Source organism: Leeuwenhoekiella palythoae (assembly GCF_020310025.1).
Taxonomy (GTDB): Bacteria; Bacteroidota; Bacteroidia; order Flavobacteriales; family Flavobacteriaceae; genus Leeuwenhoekiella; species Leeuwenhoekiella palythoae.
Genome location: NZ_CP084318.1, coordinates 2,129,885 through 2,153,708, shown reverse-complemented (window position 1 = coordinate 2,153,708; position 23,824 = coordinate 2,129,885). Strand labels below are relative to the sequence as shown.

15 protein-coding genes and 3 tRNA genes are annotated in these 23,824 nt (G+C 40.9%); 15 read left to right on the top strand and 3 right to left on the bottom strand.

All coding sequences use genetic code 11. From position 1 onward, the window contains the following. Positions 1-38: 38 nt before the first annotated feature. A complete protein-coding gene (locus LDL79_RS09125) occupies positions 39-2,723 on the bottom strand; it encodes an AsmA family protein (RefSeq protein WP_225597478.1) in 2,685 nt (894 codons plus the stop codon). Positions 2,724-2,727: 4 nt separating this feature from the next. Continuing rightward, positions 2,728-3,447 (bottom strand): queuosine precursor transporter, encoded by a 720-nt coding sequence (locus tag LDL79_RS09120; protein ID WP_225599958.1) that lies wholly within the window; start codon positions 3,445-3,447, stop codon positions 2,728-2,730. A 109-nt stretch (positions 3,448-3,556) separates the two neighbouring features. Between LDL79_RS09120 and folK the strand changes: the two genes are divergently transcribed. Continuing rightward, positions 3,557-4,690 (top strand): 2-amino-4-hydroxy-6-hydroxymethyldihydropteridine diphosphokinase, encoded by a 1,134-nt coding sequence (gene folK / locus LDL79_RS09115; RefSeq protein WP_225599957.1) that lies wholly within the window; start codon positions 3,557-3,559, stop codon positions 4,688-4,690. Between the two features lie 435 nt (positions 4,691-5,125). On the opposite strand, the gene LDL79_RS09110 is transcribed toward folK, so the two are convergent. Then, positions 5,126-5,665, bottom strand: a complete 540-nt coding sequence (locus LDL79_RS09110) for a TrmH family RNA methyltransferase (protein ID WP_225597477.1) — start codon at positions 5,663-5,665, stop codon at positions 5,126-5,128. 209 nt (positions 5,666-5,874) lie between these two features. Here LDL79_RS09110 and mutS point away from each other — a divergent pair, with 209 nt between their 5' ends. From mutS to LDL79_RS09040, 14 genes are all read left to right on the top strand, one after another. Continuing rightward, positions 5,875-8,502, top strand: coding sequence for a DNA mismatch repair protein MutS (gene mutS, locus LDL79_RS09105; protein ID WP_225597476.1), 2,628 nt, complete (start codon positions 5,875-5,877; stop codon positions 8,500-8,502). A gap of 88 nt (positions 8,503-8,590) precedes the next feature. Further along, a tRNA-Gly gene (locus tag LDL79_RS09100) sits at positions 8,591-8,662 on the top strand. A 47-nt stretch (positions 8,663-8,709) separates the two neighbouring features. After that, a tRNA-Leu gene (locus tag LDL79_RS09095) sits at positions 8,710-8,793 on the top strand. Between the two features lie 308 nt (positions 8,794-9,101). Next, positions 9,102-9,704: a hypothetical protein gene (locus LDL79_RS09090; RefSeq protein WP_225597475.1), complete on the top strand. Its 603-nt coding sequence runs from the start codon at positions 9,102-9,104 to the stop codon at positions 9,702-9,704. Positions 9,705-9,793: 89 nt separating this feature from the next. Then, positions 9,794-12,226: a zinc-dependent metalloprotease gene (locus tag LDL79_RS09085; protein ID WP_225597474.1), complete on the top strand. Its 2,433-nt coding sequence runs from the start codon at positions 9,794-9,796 to the stop codon at positions 12,224-12,226. Positions 12,227-12,429: 203 nt separating this feature from the next. After that, positions 12,430-12,876, top strand: coding sequence for a ferritin-like domain-containing protein (locus tag LDL79_RS09080; RefSeq protein ID WP_072981543.1), 447 nt, complete (start codon positions 12,430-12,432; stop codon positions 12,874-12,876). A 181-nt stretch (positions 12,877-13,057) separates the two neighbouring features. Further along, positions 13,058-13,504, top strand: a complete 447-nt coding sequence (locus tag LDL79_RS09075; RefSeq protein WP_225597473.1) for a ferritin-like domain-containing protein — start codon at positions 13,058-13,060, stop codon at positions 13,502-13,504. A gap of 244 nt (positions 13,505-13,748) precedes the next feature. Then, positions 13,749-18,131: a DNA polymerase III subunit alpha gene (dnaE, locus tag LDL79_RS09070; RefSeq protein WP_225597472.1), complete on the top strand. Its 4,383-nt coding sequence runs from the start codon at positions 13,749-13,751 to the stop codon at positions 18,129-18,131. A 17-nt stretch (positions 18,132-18,148) separates the two neighbouring features. Continuing rightward, positions 18,149-19,012, top strand: a complete 864-nt coding sequence (locus LDL79_RS09065) for a restriction endonuclease (RefSeq protein WP_225597471.1) — start codon at positions 18,149-18,151, stop codon at positions 19,010-19,012. Positions 19,013-19,378: 366 nt separating this feature from the next. Beyond that, entirely contained in the window at positions 19,379-21,169 is a 1,791-nt protein-coding gene (locus tag LDL79_RS09060; RefSeq protein ID WP_225597470.1) for an alpha-amylase family glycosyl hydrolase, read from the top strand. A gap of 233 nt (positions 21,170-21,402) precedes the next feature. Continuing rightward, the gene (trxA, locus tag LDL79_RS09055; RefSeq protein ID WP_072981533.1) at positions 21,403-21,720 is read left to right on the top strand and encodes a thioredoxin; all 318 of its coding nucleotides are present in this window, start codon (positions 21,403-21,405) and stop codon (positions 21,718-21,720) included. A gap of 263 nt (positions 21,721-21,983) precedes the next feature. Further along, positions 21,984-22,529 (top strand): ClpP family protease, encoded by a 546-nt coding sequence (locus tag LDL79_RS09050; RefSeq protein ID WP_072981531.1) that lies wholly within the window; start codon positions 21,984-21,986, stop codon positions 22,527-22,529. Between the two features lie 111 nt (positions 22,530-22,640). Then, positions 22,641-23,570: a DUF58 domain-containing protein gene (locus LDL79_RS09045; protein WP_225599956.1), complete on the top strand. Its 930-nt coding sequence runs from the start codon at positions 22,641-22,643 to the stop codon at positions 23,568-23,570. Between the two features lie 113 nt (positions 23,571-23,683). Then, positions 23,684-23,757, top strand: a tRNA-Asp gene (locus LDL79_RS09040). Positions 23,758-23,824 lie beyond the last annotated feature (67 nt).

The following is a 23,824-nucleotide window of genomic DNA, read 5'->3' as shown; positions in this document are numbered from 1 at the left end:
CGCTAAAAGCGCTCATTTTTTATACCCAAAACTAAACTCTAATTATTGGTTTTGGTCGTGTCTTGCGTTGCTTTCTTCTTTCCAAAGAGACCGCCTAAAACATCCTTAACCACTTTTTCTGTAGTGGTTTTAGTTGTTGTAGAGACTGAATCTTTTCCGGTCTTTACTGCGGTAGAATCTGTAGTGGTTTTAGTTCCGCCTAATAGTCCGCTTAAGGCTTGTTTTACTTTATCTTCTCCTTGTTGCTTCAACTTATCCTTTTGTGTAGCTACAATTTGTTGGGTAAGATTTGTAACTGCTTGTTGCGTATTAAGCGATACTTGCGGACTTGTAAAATTACCACTCAACGTCACCGGAAGGTCTACCGTATAGCTCTCAAGGTCTGCATTGCTCAGACTCGCCAATGTATTACCTACTTTCGACCCTAAATAACTCCCCGGAACTTTTAAATTAAGCGTATAATTCATTGTGTTTTCAAGACTATGCGTTCCGCTAACTCCAACGTTGATTCCTTTTATATTAAAGTCAAATGGCTTTACCGTAACCAAACCATTATCAAAACTCAGTTGGGTTTTTAAATTACTCAGATCCAGATTTTGAAGATTTATAAAATCAAGTTTATCATCTAAAGCACTTATAAGCTTCATCTTCTCAGGCTTGACCTCTACAGTTAGCAACTGTGCAAGCGCGTTTCCGGCAAGGGATGAAAGCACCGGTGTTAGATCGTCTCTTAAATTCCCTTTTAGCTGAATATTGGTATTCAATGCTCCTTGTAAAGCTTTTGCAATTGGAGTTAATTGCTGAAGCATTTCAAGACCTTCAAAAGATTGACTGATATCAACACTCTTAAGATCAAGCGCCATCTCAAAAGTTGGTGTTGTACTTTTGGTGCTCACATTCCCATTGAGCCCGATAGCTCCCCCAAAAATATCAGAGCGAATATTATTTAAGCTTGCTGTCTCATTTTGAACGGTAACATTTCCGCTTACATTTGACAAGGTAATATTGTCATAAATCACTTTACCTGCTTTAAAGTCAAGCGTCGCGTCTAGAAAAGAAGGAATTTTTATCGCAGTATCTCCGGAAGCTGTCGCACTCGTAGAAGCACTTTTCTCAGCTGAAGTTGCTGCAGTAGATTCTTCCTCAACCACGCTAAAGTCCGCGAGATTGATCACCTTAGAATTTACGGTAAAGCGCCCTTTTAAATCTTCTTTTGACAGCACAAACGGAATCAAGTTTTCTATACTTCCTTTTGCAGAAATATCAGTTTGCCCGGTTTGTGCATCCAGATTGTTTAGTGTGATCGTTCCGGGATTGAAGGTCACGTTAGCCGAAGCCATATTCAACACATTAGGCAATTCAGGAGAAACATATTTAAACTCCTTTAAACTTGCCGTACCCGAACTTTTGATATTTTGATACCGTTCTTTCTCAACGCTTTCCATATCAAAATTAGCCGTCATATCAACAGTTAATAGTCCGTTGATGTCTTGATCTAATTCTAATGGATACGCTTTCTCGAGATTGGCTAAATTCAATTTACCCTTCAACGCCAGATCAACAAGCGGATTTGTAGTAAGTCTATCTATTCTACCTTTGGCATTAAACACATCTTGATCAATTCTAAAGTTGAGATTCCCCAATCGTAGATAGGTATCATCAACATTACCTGTTTCATTCATAATCTGAGCGTCAATGATGATATCATTAACCGATTTTGGAAGATCTGGATATTTAAAAGACGCGTTATTAGATTGAATCGCAATATCCAGCATAGGTATATGCGTTTCATCAACCACTCCATTTATTCTACCATTCACTTTAAAATCGCCGGTTGTGGTCACGCCGTCTAGATTTTTAGCATAAACCTCGGGGATCACTCCTAAGAAGTTTTTAAAGTCACTAGATGGTGTTTCAAAAGCAAGGTCAAGTTCATTATTATTCTCATTGACTTGAATAAATCCTTTGAATACTAAAGGCAATTGGTTGATTAAAGCCTCATTTTCTTTAAAAGTGTAGCGTTGCTCTTCAAGGTTCATTTCGATTACTGCATCCAGAGCAATCTTATTGGCATTAAGGTAATTCACCCCATCAAAATCAAAAGATGCCAGCGCAGTCGTAGTCGTATTTAGGTTAGACACGGCTGCAGAAAAATCGCCGTCTCCTTCGTGATTGACTTCGGCTAACCTTAAAAAGGTTTGCGTACTTTCATCTAAATAATTTATTCTGGAATTATTCAATTCATAATGTTGCACATCAAAACTAAAACCACCTGAGCTATCCGCTAAAGTATCTTGCGTAGCGGTAGTTGCCGGGCTTTCTTTGGCAATATCATAATTGGCATTTCCAAGGCTATCAACTTTAATATTTACAAAACCTTCATCAAGCCGAATTGCATCGATCTGGATGGGTTTTCCCGATGAAGTCTTAAACAACTGCATCACGCCCATATCTAATTGAAGCGTTGCGCCGCTGGCAAGCGTATCGCCGGCAAAAGGCGCATTATTTACTACACTAAAATTTTGCACTTGCACGGCAGCATCAGGAAAACTGCTGAATAGCGTAAGATCAAAATCTTCCCAAGCCACAGTGGCATTGAGATTTTCGTTGATCGATTTCTTTAAAAGTTCTTCAAGCTGCCCTCTAAACAAGAAAGGAGCAGCGATCAAACCAATGATCAATACCAGAAGTACGATCCCTATAATTTTAAATACCTTTTTCATAATTCTATAATTTTTCTTCTTTCTGAAAAGCATTCAACTCAGCCCCGATCTCTTCCCCGGGCGCTAATTTGAAGCGTTTTCTAAACAAATAAACACCCAGATATAAAAAGGGTGTATCACAAACGGCAACCAATACTTTAAATAAAAAACCACTTAAAAGAAGCGTTCCAAACAGACTCCATTCAATCTTATTAAACGCACACAAAAGCAACAACACGGTAGCGGTATCTACAAACTGACTAAAAAAGGTAGAGAAGTTGTTGCGTATCCACAGGTGTTTTCCTTTAGTCAGGCGTTTCCAGAAATGAAAAAGTTGAATGTCTATATACTGTGCAAATAGGTAAGCCATCATCGATGCCATCACCGCAACTACCGTAGCGCCAAAAACTTTATCAAACAATGCATTATCTACAGGAGACCAATCTGTGGCAGGCACCACTGCCGAAGTATACACGATAAGCAATGAAAAAATTGAGGCAAAAATACCGGCGGTCACCACTTGGTTAGCTTTCTTTTTTCCGTAGATCTCACTGATCAAATCGGTTATTAAGAACGTGATGGGATACGGCAAAATTCCAACGGAAATCTCAAACCTGTATAACCCAAAAAAATCCCAGTAAAAAAACTTCTGAAAGATCAAATTAGAAACCACCAGAGAGCATATAAACAAAGCTCCCAAAATAAAATAGATGCGGTAGGCTGCCAGCGCATCTCTCTGGCTCATTGATGCTTGCGTCAAACTCTCCTCTTTTAAAGGTTCTTTTGATCAAAATTAGCAGAATGCACGGGGCTTTTACTTAAATTGCTCTTAAAATATTTAAGGCCAAAATCTCATTAAACCGCTACAACACATACTCTTATCACTAGGCAGCAATCAAGGAGATTCGTTTGAAAATCTGCAACGCGCCGTTGATGGTATATTTCAAAATATAGGCAGCATAAAACAACTTTCTCCAGTTTATAAAACCAAAGCCTGGGGTTTTGAGGGTGCTGACTTTTTAAACTGCACCCTCTCAGCCACCACTACTTTAGATGCCGAAGCCACCCTAGACGCGCTGCTCGCTATCGAAAAACAATTGGGCCGGGAGCGCAAAGAACAAGCAGGTTACAGCGATCGCCCTATTGATATAGATTTGCTGTTTTATGGAGACAGCATAGTTGAAACCCAAAAACTGAGTCTTCCGCACCCGCAGTTACAAAAACGCAATTTTGTTTTGTTTCCGCTACGAGATATCGCCGCAACATTCAAACATCCTCTTCTAAAAAAATCTATAGAAGAATTAACTGCAGAAACCCCAGATGCAGAAATCCCTGAAAAACAATCTAAATGGCTTAAAAATCCGCAGGCCGCATATACCTTCAGCACACATAATTATATTGCCATCGAAGGAAACATTGGCGCCGGAAAAACTACTTTAGCCACTAAAATTTCTGAGGATTTTAATGCTAAACTCATTTTAGAACGTTTTAAAGACAATCCTTTTCTACCCAAGTTTTACGAAGATCAGGCGCGCTATGCTTTTCCGCTGGAAATGTCATTTTTGGCTGATCGCTACCAGCAGCTGCTGGATGACATAGGTCAATACGACCTTTTTAAAGATTTTATGATCGCCGACTATGATAGTCAGAAATCATTGATTTTTGCAAAAGTCACACTGAGCGAAGAAGAATACAGTTTGTATCAAAAATTGCACGGAATCATGTATCGTGAGATCGCAAGGCCTGACTTATATGTTTACCTCTATCAAAACACCGAGCGCCTGCTTGAAAATATTAAAAAGAGAGGACGTTCTTATGAACAGGATATTTCTGAAAGTTATCTTATTGACATCAACAAAGGGTATCTGAATATGATCAAGAATAAACGAGGAAACAATGTCAAGATCATTGACATTTCCGGTTTAGATTTTGTTGAAAACAGAGCAGATTATTTAAAAGTGCTAGATGCACTACAGGCTGTGGAATAGCAGAAGACAAAAAATAGTTTGCAATCGCTTGCTGAGCAAATCGGTAAAGAACAATGCTCTACCAGATCTCAACCAGCCTAAGAGGTCAAATTATACTGAAGCGCATCTTCAAATTTTTAACGAATGACAGAAAAACAGGCTTCGTTGTAATTGCTTCAGTTTTTTGCAAATTAGTTTTAAGAAAAGTAGATAATTCCGAGAACAGCGATCATTATAGCAAACCCTATAATCACGCCCATGAATATTCCGAAGCGTCGTCCATCCTTAATTCCTCGCACGTAAGACGCGTAATCAAAAGCTTTAGTTTTCATTTAAGTTGGGTTTTGGTTGAGAACGTAAAGATTCAAAGTTTAATTGCACCCCAACTGCATTTTAAAGAAACATTAATAAAGATTTATGATTAACAATTATACTTACTATTCACAATGTTAAAAATTAAGAGCTTTTAAGTAGCTTTGCATACATATCCCAAAGAACAATCCCCACACTTACTGAAATATTAAAACTATGTTTAGTACCCACTTGAGGGATTTCTAAAACCGTGTTGGCAGCATTCACAACATTCTGCTTCACTCCCTTAACTTCATTACCAAAGATCACCGCGTATTTTGAATGCGCCTCAACAACAAAATCATTCAACATCACGGCTTGCTCAGCTTGCTCAACAGCCACTACTTGATATTGATTTTCTTGCAATTCTTTTACCGCATCTAAAGTAGATTCGAAATAGTTCCAACGTACAGATTCTGTTGCTCCTAAGGCCGTTTTGGTAATATCTTTATGAGGCGGTTGTGCACAGATTCCGCAGAGATAAATTGCTTCGATCAAAAAGGCATCAGCTGTTCTGAAAACCGAACCGATATTATTTAAACTTCTAATATTGTCAAGCACCACAATAATGGGTGTTTTTTCGGCCTCCTTAAACGCTTCTACAGATTTACGATCGAGTTCGCTGTTCTTTAATTTTCTATTCATACCGCAAAAATAAGCTTCCGTAAGAAAAGCTCATAGTTAAGAATAGCATTGCTGTTGCTTATTGTTGAAAACAAATAAATAACTGGTTGCGTTTAACTCCTCTAAAACCTTGCGTATTTTTTAAATTTATCCCGCACAAACAGCAGCGAAAACTTACATTTAAAAGCGCTTCTGTGATGCTTCAATCCCTTTCAGATTTTTAAGATTTTATGGCAAAAAAGACCAAAGCAAAAAGTGTTACGCCACTGATGAAACAGTACAACAGCATCAAGACCAAGTATCCTGATGCAATGTTACTCTTTAGAGTAGGCGACTTTTATGAAACTTTTGGTGAAGATGCCGTCAAAGCTGCCGGGATTCTAGGCATTATCCTAACCAATAGAAATAATGGAAGTGAACGCTCAGAACTTGCGGGCTTCCCACATCACTCACTCAATACATACCTTCCAAAACTGGTTAAGGCAGGCTGCCGCGTGGCAATTTGCGACCAGCTTGAAGACCCAAAACAAACTAAAGGGATTGTAAAACGCGGCGTTACCGAGCTAGTCACACCCGGAGTGTCTCTAAATGATGAAGTGCTGCAGTCTAAAAGCAACAACTTCCTGGCCGCGATACATTATGGTAAACGCCTTCTAGGCCTCTCTTTTCTTGATGTGTCTACGGGTGAATTTCTAACTGCGCAGGGCGATATTGCCTATATAGATAAACTGTTGCAAAATTTCGCTCCCAGCGAATTGCTCATAAATAAGAAAAACAAAGCTGATTTTAAGGAAGATTTTGGGGCTGATTATCATATTTTTTATCAGGAGGATTGGGTTTTTAAGCCTGATTATGCGCAGGAAAGTCTCAATAAACATTTTGATACCAAATCTTTAAAAGGTTTTGGTGTTGAACATCTGGAAGAAGGGATCATTGCTGCCGGAGCGGCGTTACACTATCTGAGTGAAACGCGCCATGATAAGCTTCAGCATATTTCCAGCATTGGTCGTATCGCCGAAGATGCCTACGTGTGGATGGATCGTTTTACCATTCGCAATCTTGAGTTATATCAAGGCACATCGGTCAAGTCTATCACTCTACTCGACGTGATCGACAAAACAATCAGCCCTATGGGCGGGAGGTTGCTTAAACGCTGGCTGGCGCTTCCATTAAAAAATCTTGAGCCCATTCAAGAGCGTCATGAGATTGTAGATTTTATACTCAACCATCCGGATTTTTATGACAAAGTTTCGGCGCATATAAAAAAGATTGGCGATGTTGAGCGGTTGATTTCTAAAATAGCAACCGGTAAAGTGGCGCCGCGAGAGGTCATTCTTCTAAAAAATTCTTTAGAAGCGATGATCCCAATAAAAGCGCTTGCTCAAAACTCAGAGAATAAAGCATTGCAAATTCTTGGGGAAAAAATCAACAATCTTGAGCATTTAAGAGAAAAAATTAAAGAAACCCTTACCGAAGACGCACCGGTTAGTGTTTTAAAAGGAAACACGATTGCTGAAGGTTTCCACAGCGAACTTGACGAGTTACGCAACTTGGCAACTTCGGGGAAAGATTATCTTGATAAAATGCTGGAGCGTGAAACCGAACGCACCGGGATCACTTCACTCAAAATTGCTTCCAATAATGTATTTGGCTACTATATTGAAGTGCGCAATACGCATAAAGATAAAGTTCCCGCAGAATGGATTCGCAAGCAGACCTTAGTCAACGCAGAACGTTACATCACCGAAGAACTGAAAGAATATGAGGCAAAAATTTTAGGTGCCGAAGAACGTATTCTTGGTATTGAGCAACAGCTTTTTGCGCAATTAGTAAGTTGGATCACGCAGTTCATAGAGCCGGTGCAAACCAATGCGCATACCTTAGCACAACTAGATTGTTTACGCTCGTATGCCTGCCTGGCCAAAGAAAACGGCTATTGCAAACCCAGCATGGATGATACCTATGAATTGGAGATCACCGAAGGTCGCCATCCCGTCATTGAAAAACAACTCCCCATAAGTGAGCCTTACATCGCTAATGACACCTATTTAGACCGTGACACGCAACAAATGATTATGATCACCGGTCCTAATATGTCTGGTAAATCTGCTATTCTGCGTCAAACAGCTTTGATTGTGCTGCTTGCACAAATGGGTAGTTTTGTTCCGGCGAAAGCGGCGCGTATTGGCCTGGTCGATCGCATCTTTACACGCGTGGGAGCCAGCGATAATATTTCAATGGGCGAATCAACTTTTATGGTTGAAATGAATGAAACAGCCAGCATTTTGAATAACATTTCTGAACGCAGCCTTGTGCTTCTTGACGAAATAGGTCGCGGTACCAGTACTTATGATGGGATTTCTATCGCTTGGGCAATCAGCGAATATTTACACGAGCATCCGGCGAGGCCTAAAACGTTATTCGCGACCCACTATCACGAACTGAATGATATGGGCGAAACCTTTAATCGAATCAAAAACTTCAATGTTTCGGTAAAGGAGCTTAAGGACAATGTTTTATTCTTACGAAAACTTATTCCCGGTGGAAGCGCGCACAGCTTCGGGATTCACGTTGCTAAAATGGCCGGAATGCCCCAGCAAGTACTACACAGAGCTAATAAAATGCTGGCGCAATTAGAACAATCCAACCGAAAAGAAGAAAATCGCGATGCATTAGTCACAGTTGAAGATGATGAAATGCAACTTAGTTTTTTCAACCTAGACGACCCACTTTTAGAAGAAATTAAAGACGAAATCCTTCTTACAGATATAGATACACTCACGCCGGTAGAGGCTTTAATGAAGCTCAATGAGATAAAGCGTATGCTTGTCAGAAACAAAAAAAATCAGGTTTCATAACCACTTTTATTTTTTTCTGAAAAATGCTTTGCAGATTAAAGAAATCTTGTAAATTTGCATCCGCATTAGACAACAGGTCTTATGTAATGCGAAAGTAGCTCAGGGGTAGAGCATCACCTTGCCAAGGTGAGGGTCGCGGGTTCAAATCCCGTCTTTCGCTCAAAACAACACTCCATTAGACAATGGGGTTTTTTATTGACAGCCCAAGCTCGGGTGGTGGAATTGGTAGACACGTTGGACTTAAAATCCAATGAACATTAGTTCGTACGGGTTCAAGTCCCGTCCCGAGTACAGAGAACCTCTAGTAATGCACTAGAGGTTTTTCTTTTTATATACACTTCTGAATGTCATTTCTTTAACTAATAAATTATGTTAAATAATATTTTAGATTTGAAAAATGCCTTTCAACTTCACTATCTTTGCTCTGATTTTAAATCTCATCCCTAACTTACATATTTTATAATTCCACCCCCTACAATTGAGAATTATAAAATATTTACTTTAATTAAGGCACGCTTTTTGAGCATATCTTAACCAACAAGGAGACCTTGAGGTCCATGATTTTTAAAACCAAACGATAATCGCCCCGATTTCAGATTATGATTTTTTCTAAATTTTTCAATAAGTCGAGCAATCTCGATAAAGAGCTTGATCGCAACTTACTTTTCGCTCCTAATTACTTAATTCGAGAACAAAAAGTCAATAATAATACGCAATACATTTTTGGAGGTCACTCCATCATTACCATTGAGCAAACACAAGGCAAAAATGTAGGGTTATTCTTTAATCGTACACGCACGTCAAAATCAAACAAACTCAATCTCAACCCTAAGAATGAATTACACTTAGGCTTTCAAACTATCGCCGAAGTCAATTATTTAATCTTAGGCACGCGTCAACATTTATCGCACGTCAAACCGGGTGATCTGTTAGAGATCTGCTTTAATGATGATTCAAAAATCAACTTGACACTCGAGTCAACAGATGAGAAAGCAACAGTTAATAAAGGATACGCCTGCAATGTACGCGCAAAGATTAATGATAAAGAATTGAAACATTTTCAGAAGAAAATGATGAACACCTATAAGCTTAGGCTTAATGCTTCGGGAGAAACTGTTGAAGGTGCGTTTGATAAGGAGTTTTGTCAAAAATTCAGGGAAGTAGCGCAATCCTATGTGTTCTGCTTAGAGAACTACTACTAAACGTTTAAATTCACATACTACAAAAGACCTCTTTTCAGAGGTCTTTTTTCATTTATAATGGGTAAATTCAGCGTTTAAATTCAATCTAAATGCTAAAACGTTTTTCTCTTGTACTTGCAGCCGGACTCACTCTTTACGGTTGCAAAACACAAAAAGCTGCCACAACTCCCGCAGCAGAATCTTCAACAAGCCAAAAGTCAAAATTAAAGCCGTATAACAAAGTCATAACTTCGGAAGCCGAGTCAGACAATGGACTTTTTACAACGCACAGGCTAGATGATCATCTGTATTTTACCATCCCAGACAGTCTAATGGGAAAAGACATGTTGCTCGTAAGTCGCATTGCCAAAGTTCCTGCCGGCTATGGCGGCGGCTATGTGAATGCCGGATCAAAAGTAAATGAGCAAGTAATTCGCTGGTCTAGACGCGGTAACTTTGTAGATGCCAGAGTTATTAATTTTGAAAATCAAAGCGATCAAGACAGCCCCATCAACAAATCGGTTGAAGCGAATAACTTTTTTCCTATTCTATTTAGCGCCGAGATCAAAGCACTTGCCAAAGATTCTACCGGCGTAGTAATTGACGCAACTGATCTTTTCACACAAGATATCACCGCAATCAATGCGGTTTCGCCAAGACTACGCAAGCAATACAAAGTAAAGCGCCTCGACGATAAACGCAGCTATATCGAGTCGGCACACGCCTATCCTCAAAACATTGAGATCAAACATGTGATGACTTACGACACCGAAGAACCGCCGGAGCGTGACCAAGCCAGCACACTTACCTTCTTGATGAACCAATCTATGATTCTTCTTCCTGAAGATAAGATGCAACCACGTATCGCAGATGAGCGCGTAGGCTGGTTTACCCTTAGAAAATACGACTATGATTCTGATGCCCTAAAATCTGATGATTACCGCATTTTAAGAAGATGGAGATTGGTGCCGAAAGACATCGAAGCATACAAACGCGGCGAACTGGTAGAACCGGTGAAACCTATTATTTACTATTTAGATCCGGCAACACCGCTTAAATGGCGTCCTTATTTTAAACAAGGAATTGAAGACTGGAATGCCGCGTTTGAAAAAGCAGGATTTAAAAACGCCATTATCGCTAAAGACCCACCATCTCCGGAAGAAGATCCTGAATTTAGTCCGGAAGATGTGCGCTACTCAGTAATTCGCTATGTTGCGAGCACCACACGTAACGCCGTTGGTCCTTCGGTTTCAGATCCGCGTACCGGTGAGATTTTAGAATCTGATGTGATTTGGTATCACAATCACTTACGCTCCTACCGCAACCGCTTTATGATCGAAGCAGGTGCTCAAAATCCGGCTGCACGCACATTAGAAACTCCTGAAGCCGAAATTGGCGAAATGATGCGTATGGTGATTGCACACGAAGTAGGTCACGCAATCGGTCTTCCGCATAATATGAAAGCAAGTTCTGCATATCCTACAGACTCTTTACGTGTTGCTTCCTTTACTCAAAAATACTGTCTAACCCCTTCTATTATGGATTACGCTCGAGTAAACTATGTTGCGCAACCCGAAGACCAAGGTGTACGCTACATCAGAATGATGGGACCTTATGATTACTATGCAGTGAACTGGGGATATCGCTACATTCCTGAAGCGGAAACTGCGGAAGAAGAAAAACCTACGTTAGACCAATGGATTTTAGAAAAAGCAGGAAATCCGTGGTATGAATTTGGAAGTTCTACCGGAGTTGACCCACATTCACAAACCGAAAGTTTAGGAGACGACAACATTAAAGCCAGCTTGTATGGATTGGCAAATATGAAAAAAGTGATTCCTAATTTGATCGACTGGACTACCAAAGACGGTTATGGCTATGATGATCTTGATGAAGTTTATGGTGAATTAACACGCTTATGGAGAGGTTATGTTTATCACGTGATCACTAATGTGGGTGGAATTTACGAAACACGCAAAACTGCAGATCAAGACGGTGTGGTTTACGAGCCGGTTCCTGAAGCTATTCAAAAAGAGGCGGTGGCATTCTTAAATGAGCATGCTTTTACCACTCCTGAGTGGCTTCTTGACAAGGAGATTTTAAATCGAATTGAATCAGATGGCGCTATTGAACGCATTCAGAATTTACAAACCCGCGCTTTAAACAGCTTGTTAAGCGTAGATCGTATCAATCGCTTGGTGAGCACGGTAGAGCAAGAAGGAGCTGATGCCTACTCACCTATTGAGTTGATGACCGATTTGCGCAAAGGAATTTTCAGCGAATTATATGCCGCTCAGAAAACCGATGCTTATAGACGTAATCTGCAACGCGCTTTTATAGATATCGCTTCAGAATACATCAAAAAAGAAAAAGCAGATGATGACGAAATATTGAAGTCAGACGCAAGCGCATTGATGCGTGGCGTACTTAATCAAATGCGACGCGACCTCAATACCAGAAAGAATTATTCTGGCGACACGATCACACAGTATCATTTTGAAGATTTGATCGCACGCATTGACACCGCTTTTGACCGAGATTAAATTTTAATCCTAATATAAATTTTCAACGCCCGACTGCTGCCAGTCGGGCGTTATTTTTTTAACAGAATTCTTCTTAAACCCGCTGTTAATTTGCCTTAAATCAGGTTAAACCCTGTTAATTGCGAGCATAAATGCGAATCACTGAATACTTTAGTAATGGATTTCAGCAGAAGCTGCGACCATCAACTTAAAAATTACAAGCTATGAGTTATTCAGATAAAATGGGCGAAAAGCTCAACGAATTACTAGAGAAAAATTATGATGCTGAAGCAGGTTATAAAAACGCTGCTGAGAAAGTTCAAAATTCAGCATTAAAGAACTATTTATTGAGTCGCGCACAAGATCGCTACGATTTTGGGCACGAATTAAAGGCTGAATTGAAAACTTTTGGTCAAGAACCAGAAAAAGGAACCAGTCTTGCCGGTGATGCACACCGCCTGTGGATGGATCTTAAAACTGCACTTTCTTCAGATAAAGATGAAGCTGTTTTAGAAGAAGCGATCAGAGGAGAGCGTGCAGCAGTTGACGAGTACGATGAGATTTTAAAAGAAGAGAGTCTCCCATCCTCTACGAAGTCAATTATCACCGCGCAACGCAATAGTGTAAAAGCCGCGTTGAATGAAGCCAAAGCACTTGAAGTATTAGCATAAATCAAATTCTGGGCTTGAAATAGTTTGAGTCCAGAATTATAGTGTTAAACTAACCAACCTAACGTTAAATACTCTTAATGTGTTTGTTTTCAGCACATTGAATCACTATATTAAGAATGGATGTCATCGAAACACATCCCACCAACCAAAAATTTGTTTCGTTAATTAAAGAAGATAGAAGATGAAGTTTACTGAGAAAATATCGAACAATTTAAATGAATTACTAACTAAAAATTACGATGCCGAGGCCGGTTACAAATTGGCCGAAGAAAACGTAAAAGACAATACCCTAAAAGAATATTTTGGGCGTAAAGCCAAAGAGCGTTATGATTTTGGGCATCAGATCAAAAATGAAATAAAAGTGTATAGCGAAAGTCCTGATAAAGGAACGAGTGTAGCTGGAGATGCACATCGCTTATGGATGAATGTAAAATCAACCTTATCGAAGAATAGTGAGGAAGCGGTTTTAGAAGAAACCATTCGCGGTGAAAAAAATGCGATTGAAGAGTATCAAAGCATACTAAACAATCCAAATCTCCCACCGACAACAGAAGCCATTTTAAATACACAACTTGACTTGATTAAAGGCACATTAGAAGAAGTAAAGGCCTTTGAAGTTATGGCATAGATACATTTATTTGAATTAGCCAACCGAAAATAAATGTTGAAAAGCGCCTTGATCTCACGATCAAGGCGCTTTTTTATTGACACCAACAAAGGTTTACACCTCGAAGCTTTCCCTGATATAATTTGTCTGAATTAGCCCGTTGATAACTCCCCAAAACTTAACTTTTTAAAGCCTCTGCTTTTCTTTAATTTTAAACTTTTCCGCGTTTGCGATTTCGCAAAAAATAACCCAAAGAGAACCAGAGATGTACCTGATATTTGATACCGAAACCACCGGCTTACCCAAGAACTGGAACGCTCCCATTACCGATTCTGACAACTGGCCAAGAGCCATACAGATCGCGTGGCAGCTGCACGACGACATGGGGAATTGTATTGAGCACGAGGATTATTTAATTCGGCCTGACGGGTTTGACATTCCTTTTGATGCCGAGCGAATTCACGGGATCTCTACCGAACTCGCACAGCGCGACGGTTTACCTTTAGGTGAAGTACTGGGCAAATTCAAAGCGGCACTCGAGCGCACCAAATTTGTGGTGGGTCAGAATGTGGGCTTTGACGTTAATATAATGGGTGCGGAATTCCACAGATTAGATGTTTCTAATCAGCTACAAGAGCTTCCAGTTCTAGACACCTGTACCGAAACTACAGCCCAACTCTGTCAGATTCCCGGTGGGCGTGGTGGTAAATTCAAATTACCCACACTTACCGAGTTACACCAGTATTTATTCAATCAACCCTTTGCGGAAGCGCACAACGCAACCGCCGATGTGGAAGCAACCACGCGTTGCTTTTTTGAACTGGTGCGCAGACGCATTTTTACACAGGAAGAATTGGATGTTCCTGCCGGATATTTTGAGAACTTCTCAGAAGCCAATCCGCAGCCTATTGAGTTTATTGGTCTAAAGCACATCAACCTCAAAAAGGCCTCAGACGAAATTCGGAAAGAGCTGCAAAAAGCAGATCAAGCCGATATTTCAAAAGAAGAAATAAAGGAGAATAAAGAGCAACTGGCCAAGGTAGATTTTGTGCATTTGCACAATCACTCGCAGTTCTCTATTCTTCAATCTACCGCCAGCGTTCACGACTTGGTGGCGGCAGCAAAAAAACATAAAATGCCCGCGGTGGGAATCACCGATATGGGCAATATGATGGGAGCGTTCCACTTTGTGAAAGCCTTGACCGCACATAATAAAGCAGCTCAAAAGAAAAACGACGAACTTCTAGAAGCCGGAGAAGAACCTACCGAAACCATCATCAAACCTATCGTGGGTGCCGAGCTTAATGTGTGTCAGGATCACACCAACAAAAGTCAAAAAGACAACGGATATCAAATTGTTTTCTTGGCAAAAAATAAACGCGGCTATCACAACCTTGCAAAAATGGCATCCCTTGCCTACACCGATGGCTTTTACTACGTGCCGCGTATAGATCGCGAGATCGTTGAGCGCTATAAAGAAGATATCATCGTGCTCACCGGTAACCTGTATGGAGAAGTCCCGAGCAAGGTGCTGAATGTAGGTGAAAAACAAGCCGAAGAAGCCCTGCTGTGGTGGAAGGAAACTTTTGGTGATGACCTATATATTGAGGTGATGCGCCACGGTCAGGAAGATGAAGATCGAGTGAATCAAACCTTGATCGAATTTTCTAAAAAACACGATGTAAAACTAGTCGCGACAAACAATACTTTTTACATCGACAAAGAAGACGCTCCCGCACACGATATTTTGTTATGCGTGAAGGATGGTGAAAAAGTAGCTACGCCAAAAGGCCGTGGCCGCGGGTATCGTTTTGGCCTGGACAATGAAGAATACTACTTCAAGTCGGCAGACGAGATGAAAGCGTTGTTTACTGATCTGCCGGAAGCCATAAGCAACGTAGATGAGATCGTTGATAAAGTGGAAGCTTTTGTTCTGGCACGTGACGTACTCTTACCGGCCTTTACCATTCCTGAAGAATTTCAGTTTGAAGAAGACAAGCAGGATGGTGGTAAACGTGGGGAAAACAAATACTTAAAACACATCACATTTGAAGGTGCTCGCCAGCGTTATCCTGAGATCACTCCCGATATTGAAGAGCGCCTCAACTTTGAGCTCAGCGTTATTGAAAACACAGGATATCCCGGGTATTTCCTGATCGTAGAAGACTTTATTCGTGAAGCCCGAAACATGGGCGTTTCGGTAGGTCCCGGTCGGGGTTCTGCTGCCGGGAGTGCGGTAGCCTACTGTTTGGGAATTACCAATATTGACCCGATCAAATACGACCTGCTTTTTGAGCGTTTCTTGAATCCGGATCGTGTGAGTATGCCCGATATTGATATCGACTTTGATGATGAAGGCCGAAGCCGAGTCATGGATTATGTGATCGACAAATACGGTGCCAATCAAGTGGCGCAGATCATCACCTACGGTACGATGGCTGCAAAATCTTCTATCAGAGATACTGCGCGGGTTTTAGATCTTCCGCTGAGTGATGCCGATCGTATCGCCAAGCTGATCCCTAATATGTCGAAACTCGCCAAGATCTTTGGGCAGAGTGAAGCAGACTTAAAAAAGAAATTCCGTTCTGAAGATTTAGTCAAAGTCAACGAACTTTTAAACCTAGCGGAAGGTGATGACCTTGAAGGGCAAACTTTAAGACAAGCGCGCCAGCTAGAAGGTTCGGTACGTAACACCGGGATTCACGCCTGCGGGGTGATCATCACACCTGATGATATCACCAACTTTGTTCCGGTTTCTATCGCTAAAGATTCAGACTTATACGTCACGCAGTTTGACAACTCGGTCGTAGAAGAAGCCGGTCTACTAAAAATGGACTTCTTGGGTCTGAAGACCCTGACCCTGATCAAAGACACGGTAAAACTGGTAAAACACAAGCACGGGATCGATCTGGATCCGGACAGTTTTCCGCTAGATGATGAGAAAACGTATGAGTTGTTCCAGCGTGGAGATACTGTTGGGATATTCCAATACGAATCACCGGGGATGCAAAAACACATGCAGGCGTTAAAACCTACGGTTTTTGAGGATCTTATCGCAATGAACGCCCTGTACCGCCCGGGACCAATGGAATACATCCCGAGTTTTATCGCACGTAAACACGGGGAAGAAGAAATTCAGTATGACCTTCCTGCGATGGAAGAGTATCTGGAAGAAACCTACGGGATTACAGTTTACCAAGAGCAGGTGATGCTCCTGTCTCAAAAGCTGGCAGGCTTTAGTAAAGGTGATGCCGATGTTTTGCGTAAAGCGATGGGTAAAAAAATCTTTGCTCTGCTGGAAAAACTGAAACCACAATTTTTAGATGGTGGCGAGAAAAACGGTCACGACCGAAAGATTCTCGAAAAGATCTGGAAAGACTGGGAAGCTTTTGCTGCGTACGCCTTTAACAAGTCGCACTCTACCTGTTATGCGTGGATCGCCTACCAGACCGCCTATTGTAAGGCGCACTACCCTGCCGAATATATGGCGGCGGTACTGTCTAATAACATGAACGACATCAAGCAGGTGACGTTCTTTATGGAAGAATGTAAACGTATGGGACTTGAAGTTTTGGGTCCTGACGTGAATGAATCGTTCAGAAAATTTACCGTTAACGATCAAGGTGCGGTGCGTTTTGGTATGGGCGCTGTAAAAGGTGTAGGTGCCAATGCCGTAAAAACGATTGTTGAAAATCGGGAAGACGGCCCTTATCGCAGTGTGTTTGATCTAGCTAAACGTATTGATCTGCGTGCTGCCAATAAAAAAGCTTTTGAGTCCCTGGCACTTGCCGGCGGTTTTGACAGCTTTATGGCTACGCATCGTGCACAATATTTTAAAGATGAAGGCGACGGAATCACTTTTCTAGAAAAAGCGGTGAAGTATGGTGCCAAATTTCAAGAGAATGAAAATTCTGCTCAAGTAAGTTTGTTTGGCGAGGCTAGTGAAGTCCAGATTCCGGAGCCGGTGGTACCTCCTTGTGAAGAGTGGGGAACGATGGAAAAACTACGCCGCGAGAAAGAAGTGGTGGGTATATATATTTCGGGGCATCCGCTGGATGACTTCAAACTGGAAATGGATAATTTCTGTAACGGAAAAATAAGCGATTTTAATAATCTGGAAATGCATCTCAACCGCGAACTCACCATTGGCGGAGTCATTAGCGATGTGCAACACCGAGTTTCCAAAAACGGAAAAGGCTGGGCTGCCTTTACGGTTGAAGATTTTGACGAGTCGTTTGAATTTAGAATGTTTGGCGAAGAGTATCTCAAGTTCAGACACTTTTTAATCCCGAACTCGTTTGTGCATATGCGTGTGTTTATTCGTGAGGGATGGACCAACCGTGAAACGGGTAAAAAAGGCGACCCGAGAATGCAGTTCAACAACTTTATGCAGCTACAAGACGTGATGGAAACCTTTAGCAAAAAGCTTACGATCAATCTGGATCTGCAAGAAGTACAAGGCGACCGTATTGAGCAATTGCGTGAAACTTTATTTAACCACCGCGGCGATCATAATTTGCATTTCTATGTATTTGAACCTAAAGAAAAAATCGCGCTACAAATGCCAAGCAGAAAGAAAAAGGTAAAAATCAGCAGCGCATTGTTGAATGAATTAAAAGCGCAACGGTTTAGTTTTAAATTGAATTAAAAAGACCCATTATTGTTATGGACAAATACTTCAAATATAAGTTTGACGATCTTTTTAACCCCACTCTATCAGCACTCAAAAATCTTGGTGGTTCTGGATCTATAAGTGAAATTGAAGAAGAGGTCATTCAAATATTGAATTTAGATGAAGAAGCTATAAATGAAATTCATCGCGAGAGCACCACTAAGTTAAGTTATCGCCTAGCTTGGGCTAGAAACTACCTAAAAAGATATGGCCTTATTGAAAATTCATCTAGAGGTGTTTGGGCTTTGACAGATCAAGGCAAGAAATCCAATAAATTAGATCAAGAAAAAGTTAAGCGCTCAGTCGTAAAAAAAGACAAACAAGAAAGACTAAAAAAAGAAAGTTCGGCCAATGATGCTAAAAGTCTCCAAGATAACACTGAAGAGGTTGAGGAATTTGACTGGCAACTAGAACTTTTAGATACTATCAAGAAAATTAAACCTGATCAATTTGAAAGGCTATGTCAAAGGCTTTTGAGAGAGTTAGGCTTTGTTAATGTTGAAGTAACTGGGAAATCCAATGATGGAGGTATAGACGGAAAAGGAATAATAATCATTGGAGGCGTACTCTCTTTTCACGTTGTTTTTCAAGCTAAAAGATATAAAGGTTCAGTATCAAGTTCAATTGTTCGTGATTTTAGAGGAGCAATGATTGGCCGAGCAGATAAGGGTCTCATAATGACAACTGGGAGTTTCACAAGAGAAGCTAAAAAAGAAGCTCAGCGCGATGGAGCAACACCAATAGATCTTATAGACGGTAACGACTTTGCAGAAAGATTAAAAGAGCTCAAACTAGGTGTAAACGTCGAATTGGTTGAAAAGGTTTCTATAAAAAAAGATTGGTTTAAGAATATCTGATTTTTTCTTGATTATGATTTGGCCACGTGAGAGATTGTAGAGAAAAATCCTACCCTTGCCGGCAGGCAGGCCTACCCCTTAGAATAAGTCTTACGCACCCTATAATCTTAAGTCGCTTTTACGCTTAACCCTAAATTTCTCCTTCCAATCCCCTATTATAACTCAATCGTCAGTATGAGCTTTTTGAAGACTACTGCGAAACACCGGTTTCAACTTTAAACACCTGAGGATTCGAAACATTTTGACAGAATCCTGTACAATAACAGGTTGTATTTTTATACTTTATTTCACAGTTAAGCAATTCCTAATAAGGCAGTTTGGTGGCTTGGTTACCCCTAATTTTATATAAAAAACAAAACCAACGCTATGCAAACAACTATTGAAAAATCAGCCGGAATGGGCGCGGTCTATAAAGATGGCATCACCACCTTTAGAGTTTGGGCTCCAAACGCAGACAAAGTCAGTGTGGTGGGCGAATTCAACGACTGGGATGAGACTGCAAATGAATTGACCCCCGAAGAAAACGGCTACTGGTCTACTATATCTGAGCAAGCCAAAGAAGGCCAAGAATATAAATACAGGATTCAAAATGGTGATCAATCGTTCTATCGCAATGACCCCTATGCCTTTGAAGTAACTAACAGTAACGGCAATAGCCTTATTCGCACATTAGACTTTGAGTGGGACGACGCAGATTTTGAGATAGCTGATTGGAATAAACTAGTTATTTACGAATTACACGTAGGCACGTTTAATCGTAAACAAAAAGATCAGGTAGGCGCGTTTGCTGATGTTGTTGAAAAATTACCTTACCTGAAAGAACTTGGCGTGAATTGCATAGAACTGCTTCCGGTTGCAGAGTTTGCCGGTGGCATTTCTTGGGGGTATAACCCGGCGCATCCTTTTGCAATCGAGCAGGATTATGGCGGATCTGAAGGATTAGCACATTTAGTGAATGAAGCGCACAAGCAAGGCATTGCGATCATTATGGATGTGGTTTACAATCACTTTGGCCCTTCTGATGTAGATCTGTGGCAGTTTGACGGTTGGAGCGAAAACAACAAAGGCGGTATCTATTTTTATAACGATCACCGCAGCGCTACTCCTTGGGGAGACACCCGCCCCGATTACGGCAGACCCGAAGTACGTCAGTATCTACGCGATAACGCCTTGATGTGGATCGAAAAATACCATTGCGACGGTTTACGGCTGGATGCAACTTCATACATTAGGTATGAAGGAGGCGGTCTGGGTGAAGACACAGCCATTGACGAGGGAAACCAGATGATGCGTGAGATCAATCAGGAGTTGCAAGCAAAATATCCTAAAGTGATCACCATCGCTGAAGACCTAAAAGGAGATGAGTTTATCACTAACGGCATTGCGTACGGCGGTGTGGGCTACGGTGCGCAATGGGATATGCATTTTGTGCATCCGGTGCGTGAAGTGTTACAGAGCGTTAGTGATGATGGTAGAGATATTCAGAAGATCGTAGACGCCTTAGAATATACCTACAGCGGAAATAAGTTTAAGCGAATTATTTATACCGAATCGCACGATGAGGTTGCTAACGGAAAAGCACGCGTTCCAGAAGAAATTCAGCCAGGAGATGCCGAAAGTAAATTTGCTAAAAGACGGGCAGTTCTGGGGCTTGTGCTTACCCTTACCGCTCCGGGAATACCTATGCTATTTCAAGGACAGGAGTTTTTAGAAGATGAGTATTTTCAAGATACCGAAGCTTTAGACTGGGAGAAAGAAAATAGATTGAGCGGTATTAGAGAACTTGTTAGTGACCTGATAAAACTACGCACCGGAGCTAATGGAGGCGCAAACGGTTTGCTGGGACAGCATCTTGAGATCATTCATTTTAATCCGGAAAATCAAATTTTAGCTTATAAGCGCGGTGGCTCTGAAGAAGAACAAACGCTTGTGGTTCTCAACTTTAAGAATCAAGCCTATGAGCACTACGGAATTGGAATCGCTGAAGATAAAAATTGGAAACTGCGCATAAATGCCGATTGGAAGGGATACGATATAGATTTCTCTGAATTAGAAGTTACGGATCTAAAAATAGAAAAAACCAAGACTGATGGCAGACCGCTGACCGGAAGCTTTAATATTCCTGCGTACGGTGCATTAATTTATACCGCGGAGTAAAATCCTGAAGTCTTTGCGTGAGGGATAGTAGCGGCATCCTTTTTTACGGCTCGTAAAGCCGTAAAAAAGATATAGCGTATAGCCCGACCCTTGGGGCACGCCCAAAAAGGTATTACGACAACTTCTAAAAATCAATTTAACTGATTAAAACATAGTCAAATCTAATTCGATGGTTGTAAGCTTTGGAAAAATAATTGACTAATTTTGCATAATAATCTAATAATAGAATTAAAATGGCACTAGAAATAACAGACGCAAATTTTGAAGAAACCGTATTACAATCAGACAAGCCTGTATTAGTAGACTTTTGGGCTGCTTGGTGTGGGCCTTGTAGAATGGTAGGACCTGTAATTGAAGAGATCAGCACAGAGTATGACGGCAAAGCTGTTGTAGGTAAGCTTGATGTTGATGCTAACCAGGAGTTTGCTGCAAAATATGGCGTACGTAACATCCCAACTGTTTTGATGTTTAAAGACGGGGAAGTAGTAGGTCGCCAAGTAGGTGTTGCTCCTAAAAATGTATACACAGAAGCTATTGACGGTTTACTATAAGACTTATACTCTTATTTGAGTAAACGTACATTATAAAAAAGGTCTGACGTTGCGTCAGACCTTTTTTATTAGCTCCACTAAAGGGTTTAATCTTCAAAGGCTTGTCTGCCTCCGTTTACGAGGTTTACTTTTAGCTAGTATTTAGCCAGTCTCTGCGAGATTTTACAAGCAATTCATATCTTAAATGCTTATACTTGTTAGACTAAAATTTGTACGTTAATCTGTAGAAAAAGCCTTAGGGCTATTTAAATAAAATTCAAAAAATGGAAAATAAAAAAGGAAAACCACAGGACCTCATCGACGCAAAATTACTTGAAGAACGCAAAGTGTTCTTATGGGGTCAGGTAGATGATAAAAGCGCAAAGCACGTTGTAGATCGCTTATTGTATCTAGACGCGTTGAGCAACGACGAAATACAGTTTTACATCAACAGTCCGGGTGGATATGTGACTTCAGGATTTTCAATCTACGATACCATCAAGTCGATTAAGAGTCCGGTTTCTACTATTTGTACCGGTCTTGCTGCGAGTATGGGAAGTATTTTACTTTCGGTAGGTGAAAAAGGACGTCGTTTTATTCAGCCGCACGCCCGCGTGATGATTCATCAGCCTAGCGGTGGTGCTCGCGGCCAAGCAAGTGATATCGAAATTACAGCTCAGGAAATTTTAAAGACCAAAGAGCTGAGCGCAAAAATTCTTGCCGATAACTGTGGTCAGGACTTTGATAAAGTGATGAAAGATTTTAACCGTGACCACTGGATGGGCGCAGAAGAATCTGTTGCCTATGGAATCGTAGACGGAATTCTTTAATCAATAAACAGCAGTCAGTCTCAGTAAGCAATTTTAAAATTTGAAAACTCTGCCTACTGAGACTGAAAACTGCTAACTTCAACAAACCCCGAAACCTAAACCACAATCGTGATCGATCTACAGGCGCATCTTAACAGCATTGCCGGTTTTAATAACTTGGAACTGCTCGCCGGTCAGGTGGTGGAAGGTTTTATAAGCGGGATGCATAAGAGTCCGTTTCACGGGTTTTCTGCGGAATTTGCAGAACACAAGGTTTACAATACGGGTGAAAGCACCAAACACATAGACTGGAAGCTGTACGCGCGTTCAGACAAATTATACACCAAGCGCTACGAGGAAGAAACCAACCTGCGCTGTCATCTAATTCTAGACAACAGCAGTAGTATGCACTACCCTGCACTGAAGCAAACCGATTTAAACAAGCCTAATAAAATTGCTTTTTCTGTACTGGCTAGTGCGGCCATTATGCAATTGATGAAGAAACAGCGTGATGCGGTAGGACTCAGCATTTATGCCGAGCAGTTTGAATATTATGCCCCTGAAAAAGGTAGTGAGCGTCATCATCACATGCTGCTCGATCAACTGAATCAGGTTTTGATCAAATCTGAAAAATCACAAAAAACAGACACGTACGCCAACTTGCATTTTATTGCTGAAAAGCTAAAACGGCGTTCGCTGGTGTTTTTGTTTAGTGATCTTTTTCAAAATGAATTGCAGCAGGAAAAGACCTTTGAAGCCCTGCAGCATTTGAAGTATAATAAGCACGAAGTTGTACTTTTTCATACCTACGATAGCGCTACTGAATTAAATTTTAATTTTGACAGCACACCTAAGCGCTTTGAAGATGTCGAGACCGGAAAATTTATAGATATTTTTTCAGACAATGTAAAAGAGGGTTACAGCAAAGCAGTAAAAGACTATTTCTCAGCGATTAAACTTCGCTGCGCGCAATACAATATAACCCATGTAAACGCTGATATACAGCGTGGCTTCGCTCCTATTTTGAGTACATTTCTAGTAGAACGGAAGCAGTTTTTATGAGAAATAAAAAAACTTTCATTTTTTGTTTGCACACTTAAAAAATGCGTGTATATTTGCACCCGCAAGAAAGGAAATGATCAACGCTTCTGCTCTTGTAAAGTTCATAAAATATTGGTCTGGTAGTTCAGTTGGTTAGAATATCTGCCTGTCACGCAGGGGGTCGCGGGTTCGAGTCCCGTCCAGACCGCTAGGAATCGGTCTAAATTCCTATAACAGCCTGTAAATCATATGATTTATAGGCTTTTTTATTTTCT

What these genes read in the sequence shown, in the direction of transcription:
- LDL79_RS09125 (WP_225597478.1), bottom strand. Translation starts at nt 2,723, where the DNA reads ATGAAAAAGGTATTTAAAATTATAGGGATCGTACTTCTGGTATTGATC.
- LDL79_RS09120 (WP_225599958.1), bottom strand. Translation starts at nt 3,447, where the DNA reads ATGAGCCAGAGAGATGCGCTGGCAGCCTACCGCATCTATTTTATTTTG.
- LDL79_RS09110 (WP_225597477.1), bottom strand. Translation starts at nt 5,665, where the DNA reads ATGAATAGAAAATTAAAGAACAGCGAACTCGATCGTAAATCTGTAGAA.
- mutS (WP_225597476.1), top strand. Translation starts at nt 5,875, where the DNA reads ATGGCAAAAAAGACCAAAGCAAAAAGTGTTACGCCACTGATGAAACAG.
- LDL79_RS09090 (WP_225597475.1), top strand. Translation starts at nt 9,102, where the DNA reads ATGATTTTTTCTAAATTTTTCAATAAGTCGAGCAATCTCGATAAAGAG.
- LDL79_RS09085 (WP_225597474.1), top strand. Translation starts at nt 9,794, where the DNA reads ATGCTAAAACGTTTTTCTCTTGTACTTGCAGCCGGACTCACTCTTTAC.
- LDL79_RS09080 (WP_072981543.1), top strand. Translation starts at nt 12,430, where the DNA reads ATGAGTTATTCAGATAAAATGGGCGAAAAGCTCAACGAATTACTAGAG.
- LDL79_RS09075 (WP_225597473.1), top strand. Translation starts at nt 13,058, where the DNA reads ATGAAGTTTACTGAGAAAATATCGAACAATTTAAATGAATTACTAACT.
- dnaE (WP_225597472.1), top strand. Translation starts at nt 13,749, where the DNA reads ATGTACCTGATATTTGATACCGAAACCACCGGCTTACCCAAGAACTGG.
- LDL79_RS09065 (WP_225597471.1), top strand. Translation starts at nt 18,149, where the DNA reads ATGGACAAATACTTCAAATATAAGTTTGACGATCTTTTTAACCCCACT.
- LDL79_RS09060 (WP_225597470.1), top strand. Translation starts at nt 19,379, where the DNA reads ATGCAAACAACTATTGAAAAATCAGCCGGAATGGGCGCGGTCTATAAA.
- trxA (WP_072981533.1), top strand. Translation starts at nt 21,403, where the DNA reads ATGGCACTAGAAATAACAGACGCAAATTTTGAAGAAACCGTATTACAA.
- LDL79_RS09050 (WP_072981531.1), top strand. Translation starts at nt 21,984, where the DNA reads ATGGAAAATAAAAAAGGAAAACCACAGGACCTCATCGACGCAAAATTA.